This window comes from Actinacidiphila paucisporea, from assembly GCF_900142575.1.
GTDB lineage: Bacteria > Actinomycetota > Actinomycetes > Streptomycetales > Streptomycetaceae > Actinacidiphila > Actinacidiphila paucisporea.
Genome location: NZ_FRBI01000002.1, coordinates 580,204 through 597,447 on the forward strand (window position 1 = coordinate 580,204; position 17,244 = coordinate 597,447).

At 71.1% G+C, this 17,244-nt stretch carries 14 protein-coding genes; 11 read left to right on the forward strand and 3 right to left on the reverse strand.

Annotated features, from left to right (window positions below):
• Window positions 1-185: 185 nt before the first annotated feature.
• Both BUE44_RS05690 and BUE44_RS05695 read left to right on the forward strand, forming a co-directional pair.
• Window positions 186-968, forward strand: a complete 783-nt coding sequence (locus tag BUE44_RS05690; protein ID WP_073494334.1) for a sulfite exporter TauE/SafE family protein — start codon at window positions 186-188, stop codon at window positions 966-968.
• A gap of 107 nt (window positions 969-1,075) precedes the next feature.
• On the forward strand, window positions 1,076-1,603 hold the full coding sequence (locus BUE44_RS05695) for a DinB family protein (RefSeq protein WP_073494607.1): 528 nt from the start codon (window positions 1,076-1,078) through the stop codon (window positions 1,601-1,603).
• A 167-nt stretch (window positions 1,604-1,770) separates the two neighbouring features.
• Here BUE44_RS05695 and BUE44_RS05700 read toward each other — a convergent pair whose 3' ends face one another.
• On the reverse strand, window positions 1,771-2,385 hold the full coding sequence (locus BUE44_RS05700; protein ID WP_073494336.1) for a TetR/AcrR family transcriptional regulator: 615 nt from the start codon (window positions 2,383-2,385) through the stop codon (window positions 1,771-1,773).
• Window positions 2,386-2,523: 138 nt separating this feature from the next.
• On the opposite strand from BUE44_RS05700, the gene BUE44_RS05705 reads away from it, so the two are divergent.
• The 3 genes from BUE44_RS05705 to BUE44_RS05715 all read left to right on the forward strand — a co-directional run bounded on the left by BUE44_RS05705 (window position 2,524) and on the right by BUE44_RS05715 (window position 6,749).
• Window positions 2,524-3,258 (forward strand): SDR family NAD(P)-dependent oxidoreductase, encoded by a 735-nt coding sequence (locus tag BUE44_RS05705; protein ID WP_073494338.1) that lies wholly within the window; start codon window positions 2,524-2,526, stop codon window positions 3,256-3,258.
• A 93-nt stretch (window positions 3,259-3,351) separates the two neighbouring features.
• Window positions 3,352-3,975: an NADPH-dependent F420 reductase gene (locus tag BUE44_RS05710; protein WP_073494340.1), complete on the forward strand. Its 624-nt coding sequence runs from the start codon at window positions 3,352-3,354 to the stop codon at window positions 3,973-3,975.
• Window positions 3,976-4,208: 233 nt separating this feature from the next.
• A complete protein-coding gene (locus tag BUE44_RS05715) occupies window positions 4,209-6,749 on the forward strand; it encodes a caspase, EACC1-associated type (RefSeq protein WP_073494342.1) in 2,541 nt (846 codons plus the stop codon).
• Window positions 6,750-6,782: 33 nt separating this feature from the next.
• Here BUE44_RS05715 and BUE44_RS05720 read toward each other — a convergent pair whose 3' ends face one another.
• Window positions 6,783-6,983, reverse strand: coding sequence for a hypothetical protein (locus BUE44_RS05720; RefSeq protein WP_073494344.1), 201 nt, complete (start codon window positions 6,981-6,983; stop codon window positions 6,783-6,785).
• A gap of 153 nt (window positions 6,984-7,136) precedes the next feature.
• Between BUE44_RS05720 and BUE44_RS05725 the strand changes: the two genes are divergently transcribed.
• The 6 genes from BUE44_RS05725 (at window position 7,137) to BUE44_RS05755 (ending at window position 16,264) form a co-directional block, all read left to right on the forward strand.
• Complete coding sequence (locus tag BUE44_RS05725) at window positions 7,137-8,117, forward strand: hypothetical protein (protein ID WP_143172470.1); 981 nt, start codon at window positions 7,137-7,139, stop codon at window positions 8,115-8,117.
• A 418-nt stretch (window positions 8,118-8,535) separates the two neighbouring features.
• Window positions 8,536-10,047, forward strand: coding sequence for an arabinofuranosidase catalytic domain-containing protein (locus BUE44_RS05730; RefSeq protein WP_235001914.1), 1,512 nt, complete (start codon window positions 8,536-8,538; stop codon window positions 10,045-10,047).
• Between the two features lie 457 nt (window positions 10,048-10,504).
• Window positions 10,505-10,714: a hypothetical protein gene (locus BUE44_RS05735; protein ID WP_073494348.1), complete on the forward strand. Its 210-nt coding sequence runs from the start codon at window positions 10,505-10,507 to the stop codon at window positions 10,712-10,714.
• A 172-nt stretch (window positions 10,715-10,886) separates the two neighbouring features.
• The gene (locus BUE44_RS05740; protein WP_073494350.1) at window positions 10,887-11,921 is read left to right on the forward strand and encodes a LacI family DNA-binding transcriptional regulator; all 1,035 of its coding nucleotides are present in this window, start codon (window positions 10,887-10,889) and stop codon (window positions 11,919-11,921) included.
• 603 nt (window positions 11,922-12,524) lie between these two features.
• Window positions 12,525-13,871, forward strand: coding sequence for a ricin-type beta-trefoil lectin domain protein (locus tag BUE44_RS05750; protein ID WP_073494354.1), 1,347 nt, complete (start codon window positions 12,525-12,527; stop codon window positions 13,869-13,871).
• Between the two features lie 98 nt (window positions 13,872-13,969).
• Complete coding sequence (locus tag BUE44_RS05755; protein ID WP_079189502.1) at window positions 13,970-16,264, forward strand: RICIN domain-containing protein; 2,295 nt, start codon at window positions 13,970-13,972, stop codon at window positions 16,262-16,264.
• Between the two features lie 88 nt (window positions 16,265-16,352).
• Here BUE44_RS05755 and BUE44_RS05760 read toward each other — a convergent pair whose 3' ends face one another.
• Window positions 16,353-17,243, reverse strand: a complete 891-nt coding sequence (locus BUE44_RS05760) for a LysR family transcriptional regulator (protein WP_073494359.1) — start codon at window positions 17,241-17,243, stop codon at window positions 16,353-16,355.
• Window position 17,244 lies beyond the last annotated feature (1 nt).

The window sequence follows — 17,244 nt, forward strand, 5'->3', positions numbered from 1 at the left end:
ACGGGCGTCAACATAGACGGTCATCGATTCCGAGCGCCGCGAGTCGCGGAATCGCCGCGTGGTCGATGTGGTCGATGTGGTCGGCCGGACGGCGAAACGGCATCCGCTCGTCCACTACGGGACCGGTCCGATGCGGCGGGGGAATGGCGGATACTGGCCCGACGATCTGTCGAGGGGGCCCTGGGGTGGACTGGTCTTCGGGCCTGCTCGGCTTCGCCGCCGGGCTGCTGATATCGACGGTGACCGCGCCGGTGGGCGTCTCGGGGGCGGTGTTCCTGCTGCCGGTGCAGGTCAGCGTCCTGGGCGTACCGAGCCCCGCGGTGACGCCGACGAACCTGCTGTTCAACGTCGTGGCCGGCCCCGGCGCCCTGCTGAGGTACCGCAGGGCGGGGAGCGTAGGCGGGCCGCTGACGCGCCTGCTGGTCGCCGGCACCGTGCCCGGGGTCGTTGTCGGCGCCGTCATCCGGGTGTTCGCCGTCCCCGGTCCGCGCGTCTTCCGGCTCCTGGTCGCTGCCCTGCTGCTGCCCCTCGGTGTCTGGCTGTGCGCCCGCACCCTGCGCCCGCCCGGGCCCCGTACCGCCACCGCGCCGACGGCCAGGACGACCACCGGACTCGCCCTGGCGGTCGGCGTCGTCGGCGGGATCTACGGGATCGGCGGTGGCTCGATCCTCGGCCCCCTCCTGGTCGGTCGCGGCGTACCGGTCGCCAAGGTGGCGCCCGCCGCACTGGCCTCGACGTTCGTGACCTCGCTCGTCGGCGCCGGTACGTATGCCGTGCTGGCCCTCACCGCCACCGGCGACATCGCCCCCGACTGGCTGCTCGGCCTGACCTGCGGATCCGGCGGCCTGGCGGGCGGCTACCTCGGAGCCCGCCTCCAGCCCCACCTGCCCGAGCCCGCACTGCGCCTCCTGCTCGGCACCCTGGCCACTGCCGTAGGCACTCTCTACGCACTTCAGGCCCTCCGCTGACCAGTACGTGCACCGGAACCGAGGGTGGGTTCGAGGACCTTCAGTGGCATCAAGGAGGTCCGACCCTGAAGGAGTACCGCTCCCCGATGGTGGTGCAGGGTGGACCCATGACGTGGACAGCACCGCCGGTCAAGCGCAACGAGCAGCTCGGCAGCCTGGGTAGCGCGGCTGAGCGCCAGCTGCTGGAAGGCTGGCTGAGCCGGCATCGGGAAACGTTGCTGAGCAAGTGTGCCGGGCTCGAGCCGGCGCAGTTGGCACGGGCGACCGTGGAGCCGTCGGGCCTCACCCTCCTCGGGTTGGTCCGGCACATGGCGGAGGTCGAGCGACGGTGGTTCCGGCGGAACTTCGCGGGTGAGTCCATCGGCGATGTCTTCACCGGCCCGTCGGACGGCAATGAGGGGTTCGACGGCGTCCAAGCGGCCGATGCCGAGCGGGACTTCGGAATGTTCCAGGCCGAAGTCAGAGCGTGCGACGCGGCCGTAGCAGGGCACGACCTCGACGAGACCTTCCTGTCGTCTCGCGGAGTTCCCCTCAGCCTGCGCTGGGTCTACGTGTTGATGATCCAGGAGTACGCCCGCCACAACGGCCACGCCGACTTCCTACGGGAACGGACCGACGGCGCAACGGGCGACTGAGCATCGCCGGCCATGCTTCCCAGCCGTTGCCGCGAGTCTCCCCGACGCGACAGCGGATGTCCCGTTCACCGCGCTGGGTCCGGTCCTTGGGCGGCCGCGACGACGGCCACTCCATCGGGGACCCCGATGCGGGCCCCACCCCTCAGGGCCGGTACGACACCGGCGACTCAGCGTGATCGGTCCTCATCGCCGGTCGTCGCGGGAATGGCGTTGTCGATGAGGACGGCGGCGATGGCGGCGGCGGTGGGGAAGCTTTCGGTGTTCATGACGCGCGTGCGGGCCGCGGCACCGTCGAGGAGCAGGGCGAGTTGTTCGCCGAGCTGTTCAGGGTGGGTGGCGCCGGCTTCGCGTGCCGTGTCGGCCAGGCGCGCGGCGATGGCCTGCTTGTAGTCGCGTGCGTATTGGGACGCGGGGTGCCGGGGGTCGTGGAGTTCGACGGCCGCCGCGATGTACGGGCACATGGGGGTGAGCTCCTGTGTTCCGGACGCGGGCAACTCGAAGGCGGCGAGCAGCCGTTCGCGGGGGGCCAGGTCGGGGCGGTCGAACACCGCGGACATGGTGCCGGGATCGAAGCGGCGAAGGTACTCGGTGACGAGTTCGTCCTTGCTGGCGAAGTGCTGGTAGGCGGTGCGCTTCGAGACCTGGGCGACTGCGCACAGCTGGTCCATGCCGGTGCGGTTGATGCCCTGGTCGCGGAACAGCTGCCGGGACGCGCCGAGGATGCGTTCGCGTGCGCCCCGGCCTCGGCGTCGGCCTTGGGGCCCCTTCTCCAGCTCCGTCATAGGCCCAGTCTAGCCCAGTCGGGTACCGATCGGTGTGCATAGCTTGCGGTCCGGTCGACCCTCGGATACGGTAAGTACACAGGCCGGTGTATATAACGTTCCGGCTGTCCCGAATACCCGGCAGTTCATGGAGTGATCATGGGAAAGCTCGACGGCAAGGTAGCGGTGATCACCGGCGGATCGACCGGCATGGCGCTGGCCGGAGCCCAGCTGTTCGTTGAGGAAGGGGCGTACGTCTACCTCCTCGGCCGGCGGCAGGAAGCCCTCGACGAAGCCGTCAAGGTGATCGGTCGCAACGTCACCGCCGTGCGGGGCGACGCGGCGGAGCTGGCCGACCTCGACCGCCTCTACGAGACGGTCAAGAAGGAGAAGGGCTCGATCGACGTCCTGTGGGCCAGCGCCGGGATGGGCGAGCAGGCCGAGCTCGGCGAGATCACCGAAGAGCAGTTCGACCGCACCTTCTCGCTCAACGCGCGCGGCACCCTGTTCACCGTGCAGAAGGCGCTGCCGCTGCTCAACGACGGCGCCTCCATCTTCATGACCGGCTCGACCGCCTCCCTGCGCGGCTATCCCGGATGGAGCGTGTACGCCGGCAGCAAGGCCGTGCAGCAGGCCTGGGCCCGCGTGTGGCTCAACGAGCTCAAGGACCGCAGGATCCGGGTCAACGTGCTCACCCCCGGCCAGGTCGCCACAGCGAAGCAGGAGGAACTCTTCGACGAGGCCACCAAGAAGGCCTTCGAGTCCCTGATCCCCCGCGCGGAGATGGGCCGCCCCGAGGAGATCGCCACCGTCGCACTCTTCCTCGCCTCCGACGACTCCAGCTACGTCAACGGGCTGGAACTGACCACCGACGGCGGTACCACCGTCATCTGACCGCCTGACATCGGCGCATCAGTCGCGCGCCGGGCCAGGCCGGCACGAACGAGACACATCGATAGCTCGAGAACACGAAAGAGGGCACACCGTATGAGCAGCATCACCATCATCGGCACCGGCAACATGGCCCGCGCCATCGGCACGCGGGCGGTGGCGGGCGGCAACACCGTCGAGGTCATGGGCCGCGACCAGTCCAAGGCCGCCGACCTGGCCAAGGCTCTCGGCGGCGGCGCCACGACGGGAGAGTGGGGCGCCGTCCCTGCCGGGGACATCGTCATCGTGGCCCTGTTGTTCGACGGTGTCGTCCCGACCGTCGCGCGGTACGGAGACGCCCTCGCGGGCAAGGTCATCGTCGACATCAGCAACCCCTTCAACTCCACCTTCGACGGGCTGGCCCACCAGGAGCAGACCTCGGTCGCGCAGGAAGCCGCCAAGGTGGCCCCGGCCGGCGCCAGCGTGGTGAAGGCGTTCAACACCATCTTCCGGCAGGTCCTGGAGAAGGGCCGGCCCGTCGTCTTCGTCGCCGGCGACAGTGCGCAGGCCAAGGCGGACGTGGCGGAGTTCGTCAAGAGCCTCGGGCTACGCCCGCTGGACGTCGGCGACCTGAAGATGGCGCATTGGCTGGAAGGAGCGGGCCTGGTCACGGTGGGCCTCGTCGGCCGCGGAGTGGGTCACTGGGACTTCGCCCTCGGTGTCGACGAGTTCACCGGCTGAGCCGCACCGCGCTCGCGCCGGTGCCGTGGACCCTCTCCTACGATCCCGGCCCGGCTGGGCAGGTGAGCTGCCGCGTCGTCGAAGGTCCGCGTGATGCCGGAGGGGCGCCGGCGGCGGCGTGAGCGGCGCCGGGCCCGGCGCCGCGGCGGGCGAGGTGTGACGAACCGGGGCCGCGATCGCGTCCCGTCGGGCACAATCGAGCGGCACGCACCGTGCAGCGCCGGGGGGAGCCGATGACGCAGCAGGCGGCGGGACGCAGGCAGGCGCTGCTCGTGGGGGTCGACACCTTCGCGGACGAGGGGTTGCGAGCCCTGCGGTCCCCGGGAACGGAAGTGGCGGCGCTGGCAGCGGTGCTGAGCGACCCGGACATCGGAGGCTTCGACGCCCAGTTGCTCGTCAACCAGCCCTTGTCGTCGACGCTGGCCGCGATCCAGGGCTTCTTCGCCACCGCGGGTCCCGCCGACCTGCTCCTGCTGTACATCGCCAGCCACGGGCTCAAGGACGAGTCGGGCCAGCTGTACTTCGCCGCGACGGACACCCGCAGGGACCGGCTGCTGGTGACCGCGATGTCCGCCGTCACCCTCAACACGATGATGGACCGGTGCCTTTCGCGTCGGATCGTGATCATCCTCGACGCCCCCTACAGCGAGGCGTTCGTCCTCGGCATGACCACGAGGTCCGAGCCCACGGTGGACCTGATGGACCACCTCGGCGGCCGCGGCAGGGTGATCATCACGTCGTCCAGCGCGATGCAGTACGCCTTCGAGGGCGACGACGTCACGGAGGAGTTCGGCGGCAACAGCGGTGCGCCGCAGTCCTCCTCGGCCTTCACCTCCGCCCTCGTCCACGGACTGCGCAGTGGCGAGGCCGACGTGGACGGGGACGGATACGTCACCGTCGACGAGCTGTACGACTACGTGTACAGCACGACCCGGCTGCGCCATCCGCAGCAGACGCCCAAGCGCTGGACCCTGGGCGTGGAAGGTTCGATCGTGCTGGCGCGGGCACCGGCCGCGGCCGGGCGGACGCCGCCCCAGCCCCTGCCCCCGCTCCCGTCCCCGGCCGCCAACCCGGCAACCACGGGGGAGGGTCCCGCGGAAGAGACCGGGGCGGAACCCGGCGCCCGAGCCGGACCGATGCCGCAGGTGCTTCCGCAGCCGCGGCCCGCCCTGAGCCCGCACGCCGTCAGCGATCAGCCGTCCCCGGTCGACCGCCTGGGCTTCGGCCCGCTGGTGGGCGGCCTCGAACAGCTGCTCAACGACCCGGCGACGAGCCTCCCGCTGGCCATAGCCGTCGACGCGCCCTGGGGCGGCGGCAAGTCCTCGGCGATGCTCCAGCTCAAGAACCGGCTGGCCGCCACCCCGGCGGACGCCGCGCGGCGCTGGTACGTGGTCGACTTCCCGGCGTGGAAGTACGAGAACAGCGAGAAACTGTGGGCGGCGCTGGCCAAGGCGGTCTACGAGCAGCCGCAGGCGCAGATGTCGCGGACGGGCCGCACCCGGTTCAAGATGCGGCTGGAGCGCGTACGCCACGATCCGCTCGACTTCGCGGTCAAGGGGATCGGCCCCCTGCTGGCGGCGCTGGCCGCGCTGCTGGTGGCGCTGCTCACCGCCGCTGCGGGCCCGACCTCCGGGCGGGGCGTGCCGTTCGTCGGCGGCGCCGCGATCGTGCTCGCCTCGATCACCGCGACGGTCGCGCGCTATTGGGGCATCGTCGGGGACCCTTTCAAGCGCGCCATCGACCGGCATGTCAGCAAATACCGGTACGAGAAGCAACTGGGCTTCACCTCGGAGGTCGACGAGGACATCCAGGCCCTGAGTGACGCGCTGCTCCACCGGGGCGACCGCGCGCTCGCGGTGTTCGTCGACGACCTCGACCGGTGCGACAGCAAGCACGTCGTGGAGGTCGTCGAGGCGGTCAACCAGATCTTCAACTCGGGGCAGAACCGGCAGTGCGCCTTCCTGCTCGGCATGGACTCCGCCGTCGTGGCGGCGAGTATCGACGTGGCCTACGAGGACACCATCCGCATGCTGCGGACCCGCCGCAGCCCGCTGGCCGACGACTTCGGCGCCACGTTCCTCACCAAGATCGTGCAGATGACGGTGTCCGTGGCGGTGCCCGGCCCCGCCGCGTTGCGCCGCTACCTCACGGCGGTGACCGGGGACCGGCGGCCACTTCAGGCGCTGCGGGCTCCCTCGGAACAGGAAGTCACGCGCTACGAGCGGGAGATCGAGGAGCTGCTGCCACGCAACCCGGTCGACGTCTTCGCGGCCGGCCAGACGCTGATCGGCGCCGACGCCTCGGAGAGCAGCCAGCTCGCGCTGAACGAAGCGGTCAGAAGGGCCCAGGCCAGGCGGTTCAACGCCGACTCCAACGACGTCGCGAAGGCGGAACTGGAGGTCCTCGGCTGCCTGGAGGCCAACCCCCGCCAGGTCAAACGGTTCGACAACGCTTACCGGCTGCAGCTGCACGTCGCGGGCAGCACACCGGGCGCCGTGCTGGACTTCAACATCGACCAGCTCGTGGCCCTCGGCAAGTGGGTCGCGTTACGGCTGCGTTGGCCGCATCTGGCGCGGGCCGTGGACGACGATCCCGGGTTGCTCGCCCGCCTGGAGGCGTACGCGGGCGACCCTGACGCGCGGGACGCGCAGGCGGTGGCCGCCGAACTGGCCCCGCTCGTAGCCGACGTGCGGGCCCTGCGGGTCTTCGCCGAGCCGAACGCGGCCCGGCGGATGACGGCGCTGCCGCTGGAGTCCTTCCTGCGGGTGACCTGACCCGCAGGCTCGAAAAACACCGCTCCACAGCGCTCACCGTCGAGGACGCCTCAGCTCGGCGAGCAGCGCGCGCAGGACCGCGAGGCGGTGGGCGGACTCCTCGGTGGTCGACGGGCGCAGTGCCGCGCGGGTCGCGTGGGCGGCGAGCACGCCGATGATGAGCCGGACCAGGGCGCCGCTTGCGGCGGCGGAGGCCAGGACCCATGCGGCGGCGTCCGTGGTGGGTGCGAGCATCGGCGGTCACCCTTCTGCGGTGGGGAGACCTCCGGTGTAGCGCGCGAGAGCGCCGGCCGGCTTCCCCGCAGCCGCGCAGAACCGGTGTCGGGGCCCCAACTCCGCGCACCCGCGCCCCTGGTGGCCGGGCGGCGGACCGGGGACCATCCGGGCATGGACGGTACGGATGGCATGCGCGGCAAGGGCCGCACGGACGGCACGGGCGACGGGTACGGCGCGGACGACGCGTACGGCACGGACCGCGTCGGCGCCCCGGACGGGCCGCGCGGCCTCAGGGGGAAGCGGGATCTGCCCTTCCCCTACGACCAGGACCTGTCCGGGGTCCTGCGCAACCTCAACCGCCGCACCCGCTGGGGCCGTGACCGGCTCGCGAACGACCGCGTCACCTCCGCGCTGCTCGCCGCCGGGATGCGGCTGCTCGTACGGCACCTCGGTCCTGGCGGCCGGCAGCGTGTCAGCAGCGAGCGGTTGCTGCTGGGGTCCCTGTCGCAGCGCATGGTCGCCGAGGAGTTCGCGGGCAACCCCGCGCCCTTCACCCGGTACGGCAACGGCGTCTCGATGCTGCGCGACCGCTGGAGCCGGCACGCGGACTACGTCACCGACCTGATCACCTTCGCGGTGTGGCGGGAGAACTACCGCCCGCAGTACCGCAAGCAGCGCGCCGACAACATCAAGAGGCTGGTGCACGGGCCCGACTTCGTGCAGGCGGTGCACGACATCGCCTACCGGCACACCGTCGAGGGAGTCGGCCTGCCCTCTGTCCGGCTCGGCCTCGCGCTCATGACGGCGGCCGAGGGGGACGAGGAGGTGACACGCATCATCTCCGCCGTCTACGAGGACTACCTCGGCTCGTGGAAGAAGCTGTACGAGACGGTGTTGCGGGAGCGGCACCTGCGGCTGCGCAGGGGTCTCACCCTCGACGACCTGGCGAACGCCCTGTCCGCGGCCACCGACGGGATGACGCTGCGGGCCATCGGCGACCCCGCCGCCGGTGTCGTCGACCACGGCGAACGCCGCTCCCTCATGGGCACGGTCGCGCTCGCGGTGATCCACGCCTTCCTGGAACCGGACGACGACGCCGGCGGCCTCACCCTGGAGCAGGCCGTCGCGGCGCGCTTCGGGTCGCCGGCGTAGCGGGCGGGGCGGGTTGACCGGCGGGGCGGGGCTCAGCTTTCGGCGGCCAGCGAGAAGCTCACCGACGTCCCCTTCCCCACGCCCTGACCCGGGTCCGGCGGCTGACTCCGCCGACCAGGCCGCACGGCCGGCGATCAAGGCCGACCTGTTGCGCTCACTTTGTACATAAGACTCCGGATAGTTTCGCTGATCCGCTGCTATCGCTTCAAAGCTCTCCCAAAATGTCCCGCGCGGTCAGACGGCAGCCTTGACTTATGTCTAGAGCCAGCTAAATATGTGGGCTGCGCCAAAGGGGACGCCGCCGCCTGCTGCACGTCGGGCACCGCCGGTGATCCTCGACCGCGCCCGACGGTGAGCGCGGTCGCGACCGGCTCAACGGCACGGGCGGAATGGCACCATCACATTTCCGGAGGTATATGTGCTGGTCATACCCACGCTCCGACGCCGGACGCAGTTGCTGATCGCGTTCCTGCTCGCGGTGGCGATCGCGGTGCCGGTCTTCGGCACGACGGCGACGCGTGCCGCGGCGGCCACCTCGGGGCCCTGCGATATCTACGCGTCCGGCGGTACGCCGTGTGAGGCGGCGTACAGCACCACCCGGGCGATGTTCTCCTCGTACAACGGCCCGCTTTACCAGATCCAGCGCGCCTCGGACAGCAAGACCCTGAACGTCGGGCTCGCGTCGGCCGGCGGCCTGGTCGCCTCGGCGCCGCAGGTCTCCTTCTGCTCCGGAACGACGTGCACCATCACCCAGCTGTACGACCAGACGCCGAACGCCAACAACATGCCCATCTCGCCCGGCAGTTCCTGCTCGGGCTGCTCGGGCGCCCTGTCCGGCCCCGGCCCGAACGGCTCGGACATCGGCGCGAACGCGATGGCCCTGCCGATCACCATCGGCGGCCAGGCCGCCTACGGCGTGCTCGTCAACAACATCGGTACCGGATACCGCAACAACGCAGCCAAGAACGTGCCCACCGGCTCGCAGCCCGAGGGCATATACATGCTCACGTCGTCCAATCTCACCAGCAACAGCTGCTGCTTCGACTTCGGCTCGGCCGAGACCGACGACTCGGACGACGGCAACGCGACCATGAACGCGATCTATTACGGCTCCGCCTGCTGGACCGGCGGCTGCACCGGCTCAGGCCCGTGGGTCGGCGGCGACCTCGAGAACGGCATGTACTTCAGCGCGGCCGGCCCCAACCCGGCGAACATCCCCAGCGAGACGGGTTCGTTCCTGAGCGCCTGGGAGAAGAACAACGGCACGACGAATTTCACGCTGAAATACGGCAACGGGCAGTCCGGCGGGCTGACCCAGGCGTATTCCGGCGCCCTGCCGGGCGGCTACAACCCGATGAAGGTGCAGCCATCGATCGAGTTGGGCACCGGGGGCGACAACAGCCCGGAAGGCACCGGTGAGTTCTTCGAGGGCGCGGTCACGAAGGGCTTTCCGACCGACGCGACCGAGAATTCCGTGCAGGCGAACATCACCGCGGCCCGCTACACGAACAACACCACCACCTTCCCGCCGCCCACCGAGTCCGTGATCAGCCTCAAGGCCCATGCCAACGGCAAGTACGTCGACGCGGCGAACAGCACGACCTCGCTCATCGCCGACGCGACCTCGGTCGGCACGAACGAGACCTTCACCATGGTCGCCAACAACAACAACACGGTGAACCTGAAGGCCCACTCCGACAACCAGTGGGTCACCGCCGAGAACAGCGGGAATTCCCCGCTGATCGCGAACCGCGGCGGCCCCGGCCCGTGGGAGACGTTCTACCTGATCCACAACCCCGACGGCAGCGTCAGCTTCCGTGCCTACAACAACCAGCACCTCGTCACGGCCGAGAACGCCGGCGCGGCGGCGCTGATCGCCAACCGCACGGCGATCGGCCCCTGGGAGGAGTTCGACCTCACCCTCCACTGACGCCGGCGCCGCGCCCCGCACGGCGCCTGCCCCTGCCCCGCCAACCGGGCAGGGGCAGGCGCCTTTGTCGAGCCGGGCCCGCGCCGCCGGGCGCCGAGAAATTCCCTGTCGCACGTTGTGGTGCTGCATTACCGTATTCCCGACTGCCAGGGAAAAGGGAGTTTCATGTTCTGCATTTCGCGGTTTGCCAATTCACCGAATCGTTCGTTTCTTGCCGCATGCACCGCTTTCGCCGGTGTATGCGCGCTCGGTGCTGTCGGCCTGGCCTCGGTGCCGGCGCAGCGACGGAAGCAGCGGGGCCGGCGGTCTCGGCGGCGGGCGGCTCCGGCGTCCGGGATCTTCCCGGCGACCTGAACGGCGACGGACTGGGCGACCTGCTGCTGCGCGACGACGCCGGCGGCGCCCTGTGGCGCGTCTACGGAGCCGCGGGTGCCGCCGGTGTCCTCGACCCGACCTCGTGGGCCGCCCCCGACGCGCGGGTCGCGGTCGGCGTCGGGCCGACGCCGCCGACTACCCGGTCCTCGGCTCGGTTGGCGACATCAGCGGGGACGGCGTCCCCGACCTGTGGGGCCGCGCGTCCGACGACACCGTGACCGGCTGGCCCGGCGTGGCAGACGGCACCGACTGGACGGCGGTGGGCGCTGCCTTCACCATCGCCGACGCGTGAGGGGACGCGTGACGCGTAATCCGTAACGGGGGCCGGGGCGCGCACCGGTGGCAGCGCCTTCCAGCGGTGGCCACCCGAGTGCGCCTCGGCCGGGTTCCGCGAGGTCGTCGGCCCGGGCTTTCCGCCGCGTCCGGCCTAGACTGTGCCGCCATGAGGCGGAGCTCTGTGACGATTGGGTAGGCGGCCGGGGGCGGGGGTCACCATCCGGGCCATCGCCGACGAGGCCGGGGTCTCGATCGCCACCGTCTCCCGGGTCATCAACGGGCGGGCCCCGGTGGCTCCCGCGACGCGGGAGATGGTCCGTCAGGCCGCCGAGCGGCTGGGCGGGGCGCCCGGCGGGATCGGCCCGACCGCCGCGCACCCGGTGCTCGTGTACTGCCCGTACGTCCTGACCGACTACTTCGGCACGATCGTGACCTCCGTCGTGGAGACCCTCGCGCTGCACGGGCGGCGGGCGGTCGTGCAGGCGGGGGAGACCGCGCAGGGTCAGACGTCCACGCTGCTCGACCTTCCCGGCCAGCCGGGGATCGCGGGCGCCGTCCTGGTCCTGCCGCCCAGTTCGACCGAGGACCTCCAGGCCCTGCACGCACGGCGCTACCCGCTGGTGGTGATCGACCCCCGCGTCGAACTGCCGGAGGACGTGGCGTCGGTGTCGGCCGCCCACGCGGCCGGCGCGCGGCGGATCACCGGCCATCTGCTCTCCCTCGGCCACCGGCGCATCGGCTTCGTCGGAGGGCCGGTCGACTGGCAGGCGAGCCGCAGCCGATTCGTCGGCCACGCCTCGGCTCTCGCGGAGATCGGCCTTCTCACGGAGCCGGACCTGGTGCGCCATGTCGAGGAGCCCACCGCGGAACTGGGCTATCGCGCCGCCCTGTCGCTGCTGGAGCAGGCGGAACCGCCCACCGCGGTGGTCGCGTTCAACGACAAGACGGCGGCAGGCGCGTTGCGCGCGGCCCGGCACAGGGGTCTGCGGGTCCCGGAGGACCTGTCGGTCACCGGCTTCGACGACAGCGAACTGTCCGAGAGCACCACACCGATGCTCACCACGGCCCGGCAACCGCTGGAGGAGATGGGCCGCATGGCCGTGTCGTTGCTGATGCGCCTGGTGGCGGGCCATGCGGTCGACACCCTGCACGTCGAACTCGCCACGCCGCTGGTCGTCCGGGAGTCGACCGCACGGGTCGGCCGAGCCCCGCGGACCGGCTGACACCTGCCTTCGGCCGCGACCCGCCGGCCTGACCGCCACCCGGCCGTGACGCGTTTGAAAACTATCGCTCGTGCGCGTTACCGAGCGCCGTCGTTCACGGCTGAAGATCGCGCACCCGCGCGTTCACCAAGTGGACGCGGCGGGCCGAGCCGCCGCCCGGGAGGCCGGCCGGTATCTCGGCGGCCCGTCCCGGCCCTCAATCTTCTTCACGCTCTGACCTGGCGAAACGCCAAGTGATTGCTCTTTCCCGTGATGCGGGGGTTGACGGGGCCCACCTCCCGCTCTAACTTCACGACTTGATAAAAGTCTGATACGAACACGTCACGCAGGCACCGCAAATCGCTCAGCAAGGCAGTTCCGCGGTCGCCCCCTCGGCCCAGCTCCACCGCGGCCTGCCTCACGACCAACTCCTGGCCCTCCCGGCAGGACGGGTCTGCCCCGACAGGGCGGTCCGGCCTCCCGGCGGCGGCCACCCGAACCCCTGGTTTGCGGCCACGGCGGTGACCGCAAACCAGGCAGCGCTCTCCCCGCTCCTGAACCCCCGCCCGTTCTGGCGGACCGCGATGCAACATCCCCCCACCACCGGCCCGTACGGAGTCATCCATGCGTCTCACCCACGCCATCGCCTCGCTCTCCACCCTGGCCCTCGCCTCGGCCGCGGCACTCGTCGGCGCCGCGTCCGAAGCCCACGCGGCGACGGGGCTGCCCGCCCACTTCGCCGCCCCCTACCTGCAGATCGACAGCGGCACCGCCAACGACATGGCCGCGGACACGAACGCGACCGGGCTGAAGTACTACACGCTGGCCTTCCTCATCCCCAGGTCCGGCTGCACACCGCAGTGGGAGGCGAGCGGCGACTCGGTCGGCGCGTTCGCCTCCCAGATCAACGCGGTCAAGTCGGCGGGCGGCACCGTCATCGTGTCCTTCGGCGGGGCCGAGGGCGGCGAACTCGCCCAGACCTGCACCTCGGTGACCTCCCTGACGGCCGCCTACGCCAACGTCGTCAACACCTACGGGATCACCCGCCTCGACTTCGACATCGAAGGAGGCACCCTCGGCGACACCGCCGCCAACCAGCGCCGCAACCAGGCCCTGGCGGCGCTCCAGGCGCAGAACCCGGCGGTCCAGGTGGCGTACACCCTGGCCGTCGACCCGGGCGGCCTGCCCTCCCAGGAGTACAACGTCCTCAGCGACGCCAAGAGCAAGGGCGTGAGCGTCAGCGCCGTCAACCTCATGACCATGGACTTCGGCAACGGCCAGAACGCCCTCAACGACGCCGAGTCGGCCGCCCGCGCCTCCGCCGGCCAGCTCGCGAGCCTGTACGGCATCTCCACCTCGGCCGCCTACGGGCGTATCGGACTGACCCCGATCGCCGGCCAGAACGACGACAACGAGTACTTCTCGCAGTCCGACGCGCAGACCCTGGAGAGCTTCGCCGCCGCCAACGGCGTGCAGGAGCTGTCCTTCTGGGAGGTGGACTACTACGACAAGGCCACCGGCTACGCCTACTCGCGCATCTTCAACCAGCTCACCGGGGGCAGCACCGGTGGCGGCGGCGGGACCGGCAAGACCGGCCAGATCACCGGCTACGGCAGCAAGTGCGTGGACGTGGCGGCCGCGAACAGCGCCAACGGGACGGCCGTCCAGCTCTACGACTGCAACGGCAGCGGCGCGCAGCAGTGGACGGTGGGCACCGACGGAACGGTGCGCGCCCTGGGCAAGTGCCTGGACGTGGCGTCCGCGGGCACGGCCGACGGGAGCAAGGTGCAGATCTACGACTGCAACGGCACAGCGGCGCAGGCCTGGCAGCACCAGGCCAACGGCGAGCTGGTGAACACCGGTTCCGGCAAGTGCCTGGACGCCACCGGCAACAGCTCGGCCAACGGCACCCGGCTGCAGATATGGACCTGCTTCGGCAGCGGCAACCAGCAGTGGAACGTGCCCCGTTGATTTGACAGGACGGCGCTTCCGGCTGCGGTCTCCCCGCCGCGCCGGCAGCGCGCCTTCCGTAGATCCGGCCGTCCCTTCCCGCCGCACCAGGAGAATTCATGCACCTGCGATACCCACGGACATGGCTTTCCCGCTCGCGGTCCCGCCCGCGCCTCATGCGCGGCCGCCGGACGGTCGTCGCCGTCACGGCGGTGGCAGCCGGCGCGCTGCTCGCCCCGGGCGCCCTGGTGGCCGCCGCGGGCCCGGCGGCCGCGGCCGCCGCGCCGGTGCAGGTCTACCTCAGCTCGGAGTCCACCGCCGCGGGGTTCACCCCCGGCAACGGCAACTGGTTCACCGACCCGGCGACAGGGCTGGCGGCCACCCGCTACCAGCTGTCCAGGCAGCCTGACCTGACCCCCGTCGCGGCCTCCGGCTCGGCCACCATCACCGCCGACACCGCCACTCGCTACCAGTCGGTGCTGGGCGTCGGCTCCTCCCTGGAGGAGTCCACGATCTACAACCTGTCCCGGATGAGCGCCGCCGCCAGGACCGCCGCCCTGCACAAGCTCGTCGACCCGGTGAACGGCGCCGGATTCAACGTCGCCCGCATCCCGCTGGGCACCAGCGACTTCACCTCGCGGCAGTTCTACACCTACGACGACGGCGCGGCCGACCCGAGCCTGTCGCGGTTCTCCATCCAGAAGGACATCGACTACAACATCATCTCCGTCCTGAAGGAAGCCAAGGCGATCAACCCCGACCTGCTGCTGTTCGGCAGCGTGTGGAGCCCGCCGGCCTGGATGAAGAGCAACAACAGCCTCATCGGCGGGTCGCTGCCCGACTCCAGCATTCCGGTGCTGGCGACGTATCTGCGCAAGGCGGTCACCGCCTACGCCGGCCAGGGACTGCCGCTGTACGCGGTGACCATGCAGAACGAGCCGCTGTTCTCGCCCGCGGACTACCCGGGCACGACGATCACCGCAGACCAGGAACGCCGCATCGCCACCGCCCTGCGCGGCGAGCTGAACGGCAACGGAGCGGCGTCCACGAAGATCTGGGCGTTCGACCACAACTTCTCCGACGGCGCGAGCTACACCGCCGGCGTGCTCGGCAACCCCGGTTCGCCCAGCGACGCCTTCGACGCCGTGGACGGCATCGCCTTCCACGACTACGGCGGCGACCCGACGACCATGTCCCAGGTCAAGGCCAACTACCCGGCCAAGAACGTGGCGATGACCGAGCGCGCGGTATGGGGCACCTCAGGCGCCGACCGGATCGTGCAGTACTTCCGCAACCAGTCGATCATGTACGAGGACTGGGTCACCATGCTCGACCAGAACCGCAAGCCCGAGCAGTGGTCCGGCTCGCCCGACCCGACGATGCTGATCCAGTCGCCGGGCAGCCCCGACACCTACTGGGCGCTGCCGGAGTACTACATCATCGCGCAGTTCTCCAAGTTCGTCGCCCGCGGCGCGACCCGCGTCCAGACCGGCAACGGCAGCAGCGGCACCGTCACCAACGTGGCCTTCCTCAACCCGGACGGCACCCTGGTCACCGTCGTGGTCAACCAGACCGCGGCCGCCCAGCCGTTCACCCTGCGGGCCGGCGGCCAGCAGGTCAGCGCCACGCTGCCCGCCAAGACCGTGGGCACCTACGTGTGGCCCGCCACCGGCGGCAGCCCGGACACCACGGCCCCTTCGGCCCCGTCCAACCTCACGGCGACGGCGTCGGGCACCGCGGTCTCGCTGTCCTGGAACGCCTCCACGGACAACGTCGGCGTCACCGGCTACCAGGTCTTCCGCGGCGGCGCCCAGGTGGGCACCGCCACCGGTACCTCCTACACCGACAGCGGTCTGGGCGCCTCGACGGCCTACTCGTACACCGTCAGGGCGGCGGACGCCGCGGGCAACCTCTCCGCGGCGTCGAACACCGCCACCGTCACGACGGGCAGCGGGGGCGGAAGCGGGCCCGTGGACCCGACGAAGTGGTACACGGTGAAGAACACCAGCAGCGGCAAGTGCGTGGACGACGCGGCCGGTTCCACCGCCAACGGTGCCGCGGTGCAGCAGTGGGCCTGCGTGGCCGGAAGCGCCAACCAGCAGTGGCAGTTCCAGGCCACCGACAGCGGCTACTACAAGGTGGTCGGCCGCAATTCGGCGTCGGCGGCATGGGACGTGACCGGCGGGACGGGCGTGGGCAACGGCGCGAAGATCCAGCTGTGGGCCTACGGCGGCGGCACCAACCAGCAGTGGAAGCCGGTCGCCGCGTCCGGCGGGACCTACACGCTGAGCCCGCGCAGCAACACCGGCCAGTGCCTGGACGTCACCGACACCTCCACCGCCGACGGCGCCCGCCTCCAGCAGTGGTCCTGCACCGGCGGCCCCGCCCAGTCCTTCACCCTCACCGCGCAGTAGCCGCGTCCGGCGCGACGCTCCGTGGCCGGCCGGCACACCGGCCGGCCACGGAGCGGGCAGCTTCCCCTCCGGGCCGCCCGGCCACTCGCTACCCGGGGTCGCGTGCGGTGAACGCCCCCCGGCAGTGTCCGACCAGCTCGCGCACCGCGGGGCTGTGCGTGCTCCTCCAGACCAGGGCCAGTACGGCGGGTGCCTCGACGTCGTCGATGACGCGGGCGGTGAGCAGGTCGCGGTAGCTCGCGGCCATCGAGTCGCTGAGGACGGCGGCGGCGAGTCCGCGGGCCGCGAGGTGGGCGATGGCCTCCGCGGCGCCGGCCTGCAGCGCGATCGCCGGCTGGAGGCCCTGTGCGGCGCAGGCGTCGTCGAACACCGTGCGCAGGCCCGTCCCCGGCGGCATGCAGACGATCGGGTGGGCGACCACGTCACGCAGGGTGACCCGGGGCAGTTCGGCCAGCGGGTGCCCGTGGGGAATCGCCACGACGAGTCGCTCGCTGATGATCGTCATCGCCTCCAGCGCCGGGGGAACGGCCGTCGCGGTCCCGACGAGAGCCAGGTCGAGGGCGCCGGCCCGCACCTCCTCGGCGAGCCGGTCGGAATTGTCCTCGGTCAGCGAGATCTCCACGCCGGGATGGGCCCGGTGGAACGCGGCGAGGGCGTCGAACAGCGGTGTGATCGTGCAGCCGACGACCATCCCGACGGCGAGCCGCCCCCTGATCAGGCCGGTCACCTCGGTGACGGCCTGGCCCACAGCGCCGGCCGCGGCGAGGGCGGCGCGGGCGGGGTCGAGCGCGGCCTTCCCCGCGACAGTGAGGGTGACGGTGCGCGCCGAGCGGTCGAACAGGTCGGCGCCCAGCTCCCGTTCCAGTCGGCGGATCTGCGCGCTGACGCCTGACTGGCTGATATGCACCCGCTCGGCTGCCCGCGTGAAATTGCGCTCCTCCGCGACCGCGACGAAATACTCCAGCTGCCTCAGGTCCATG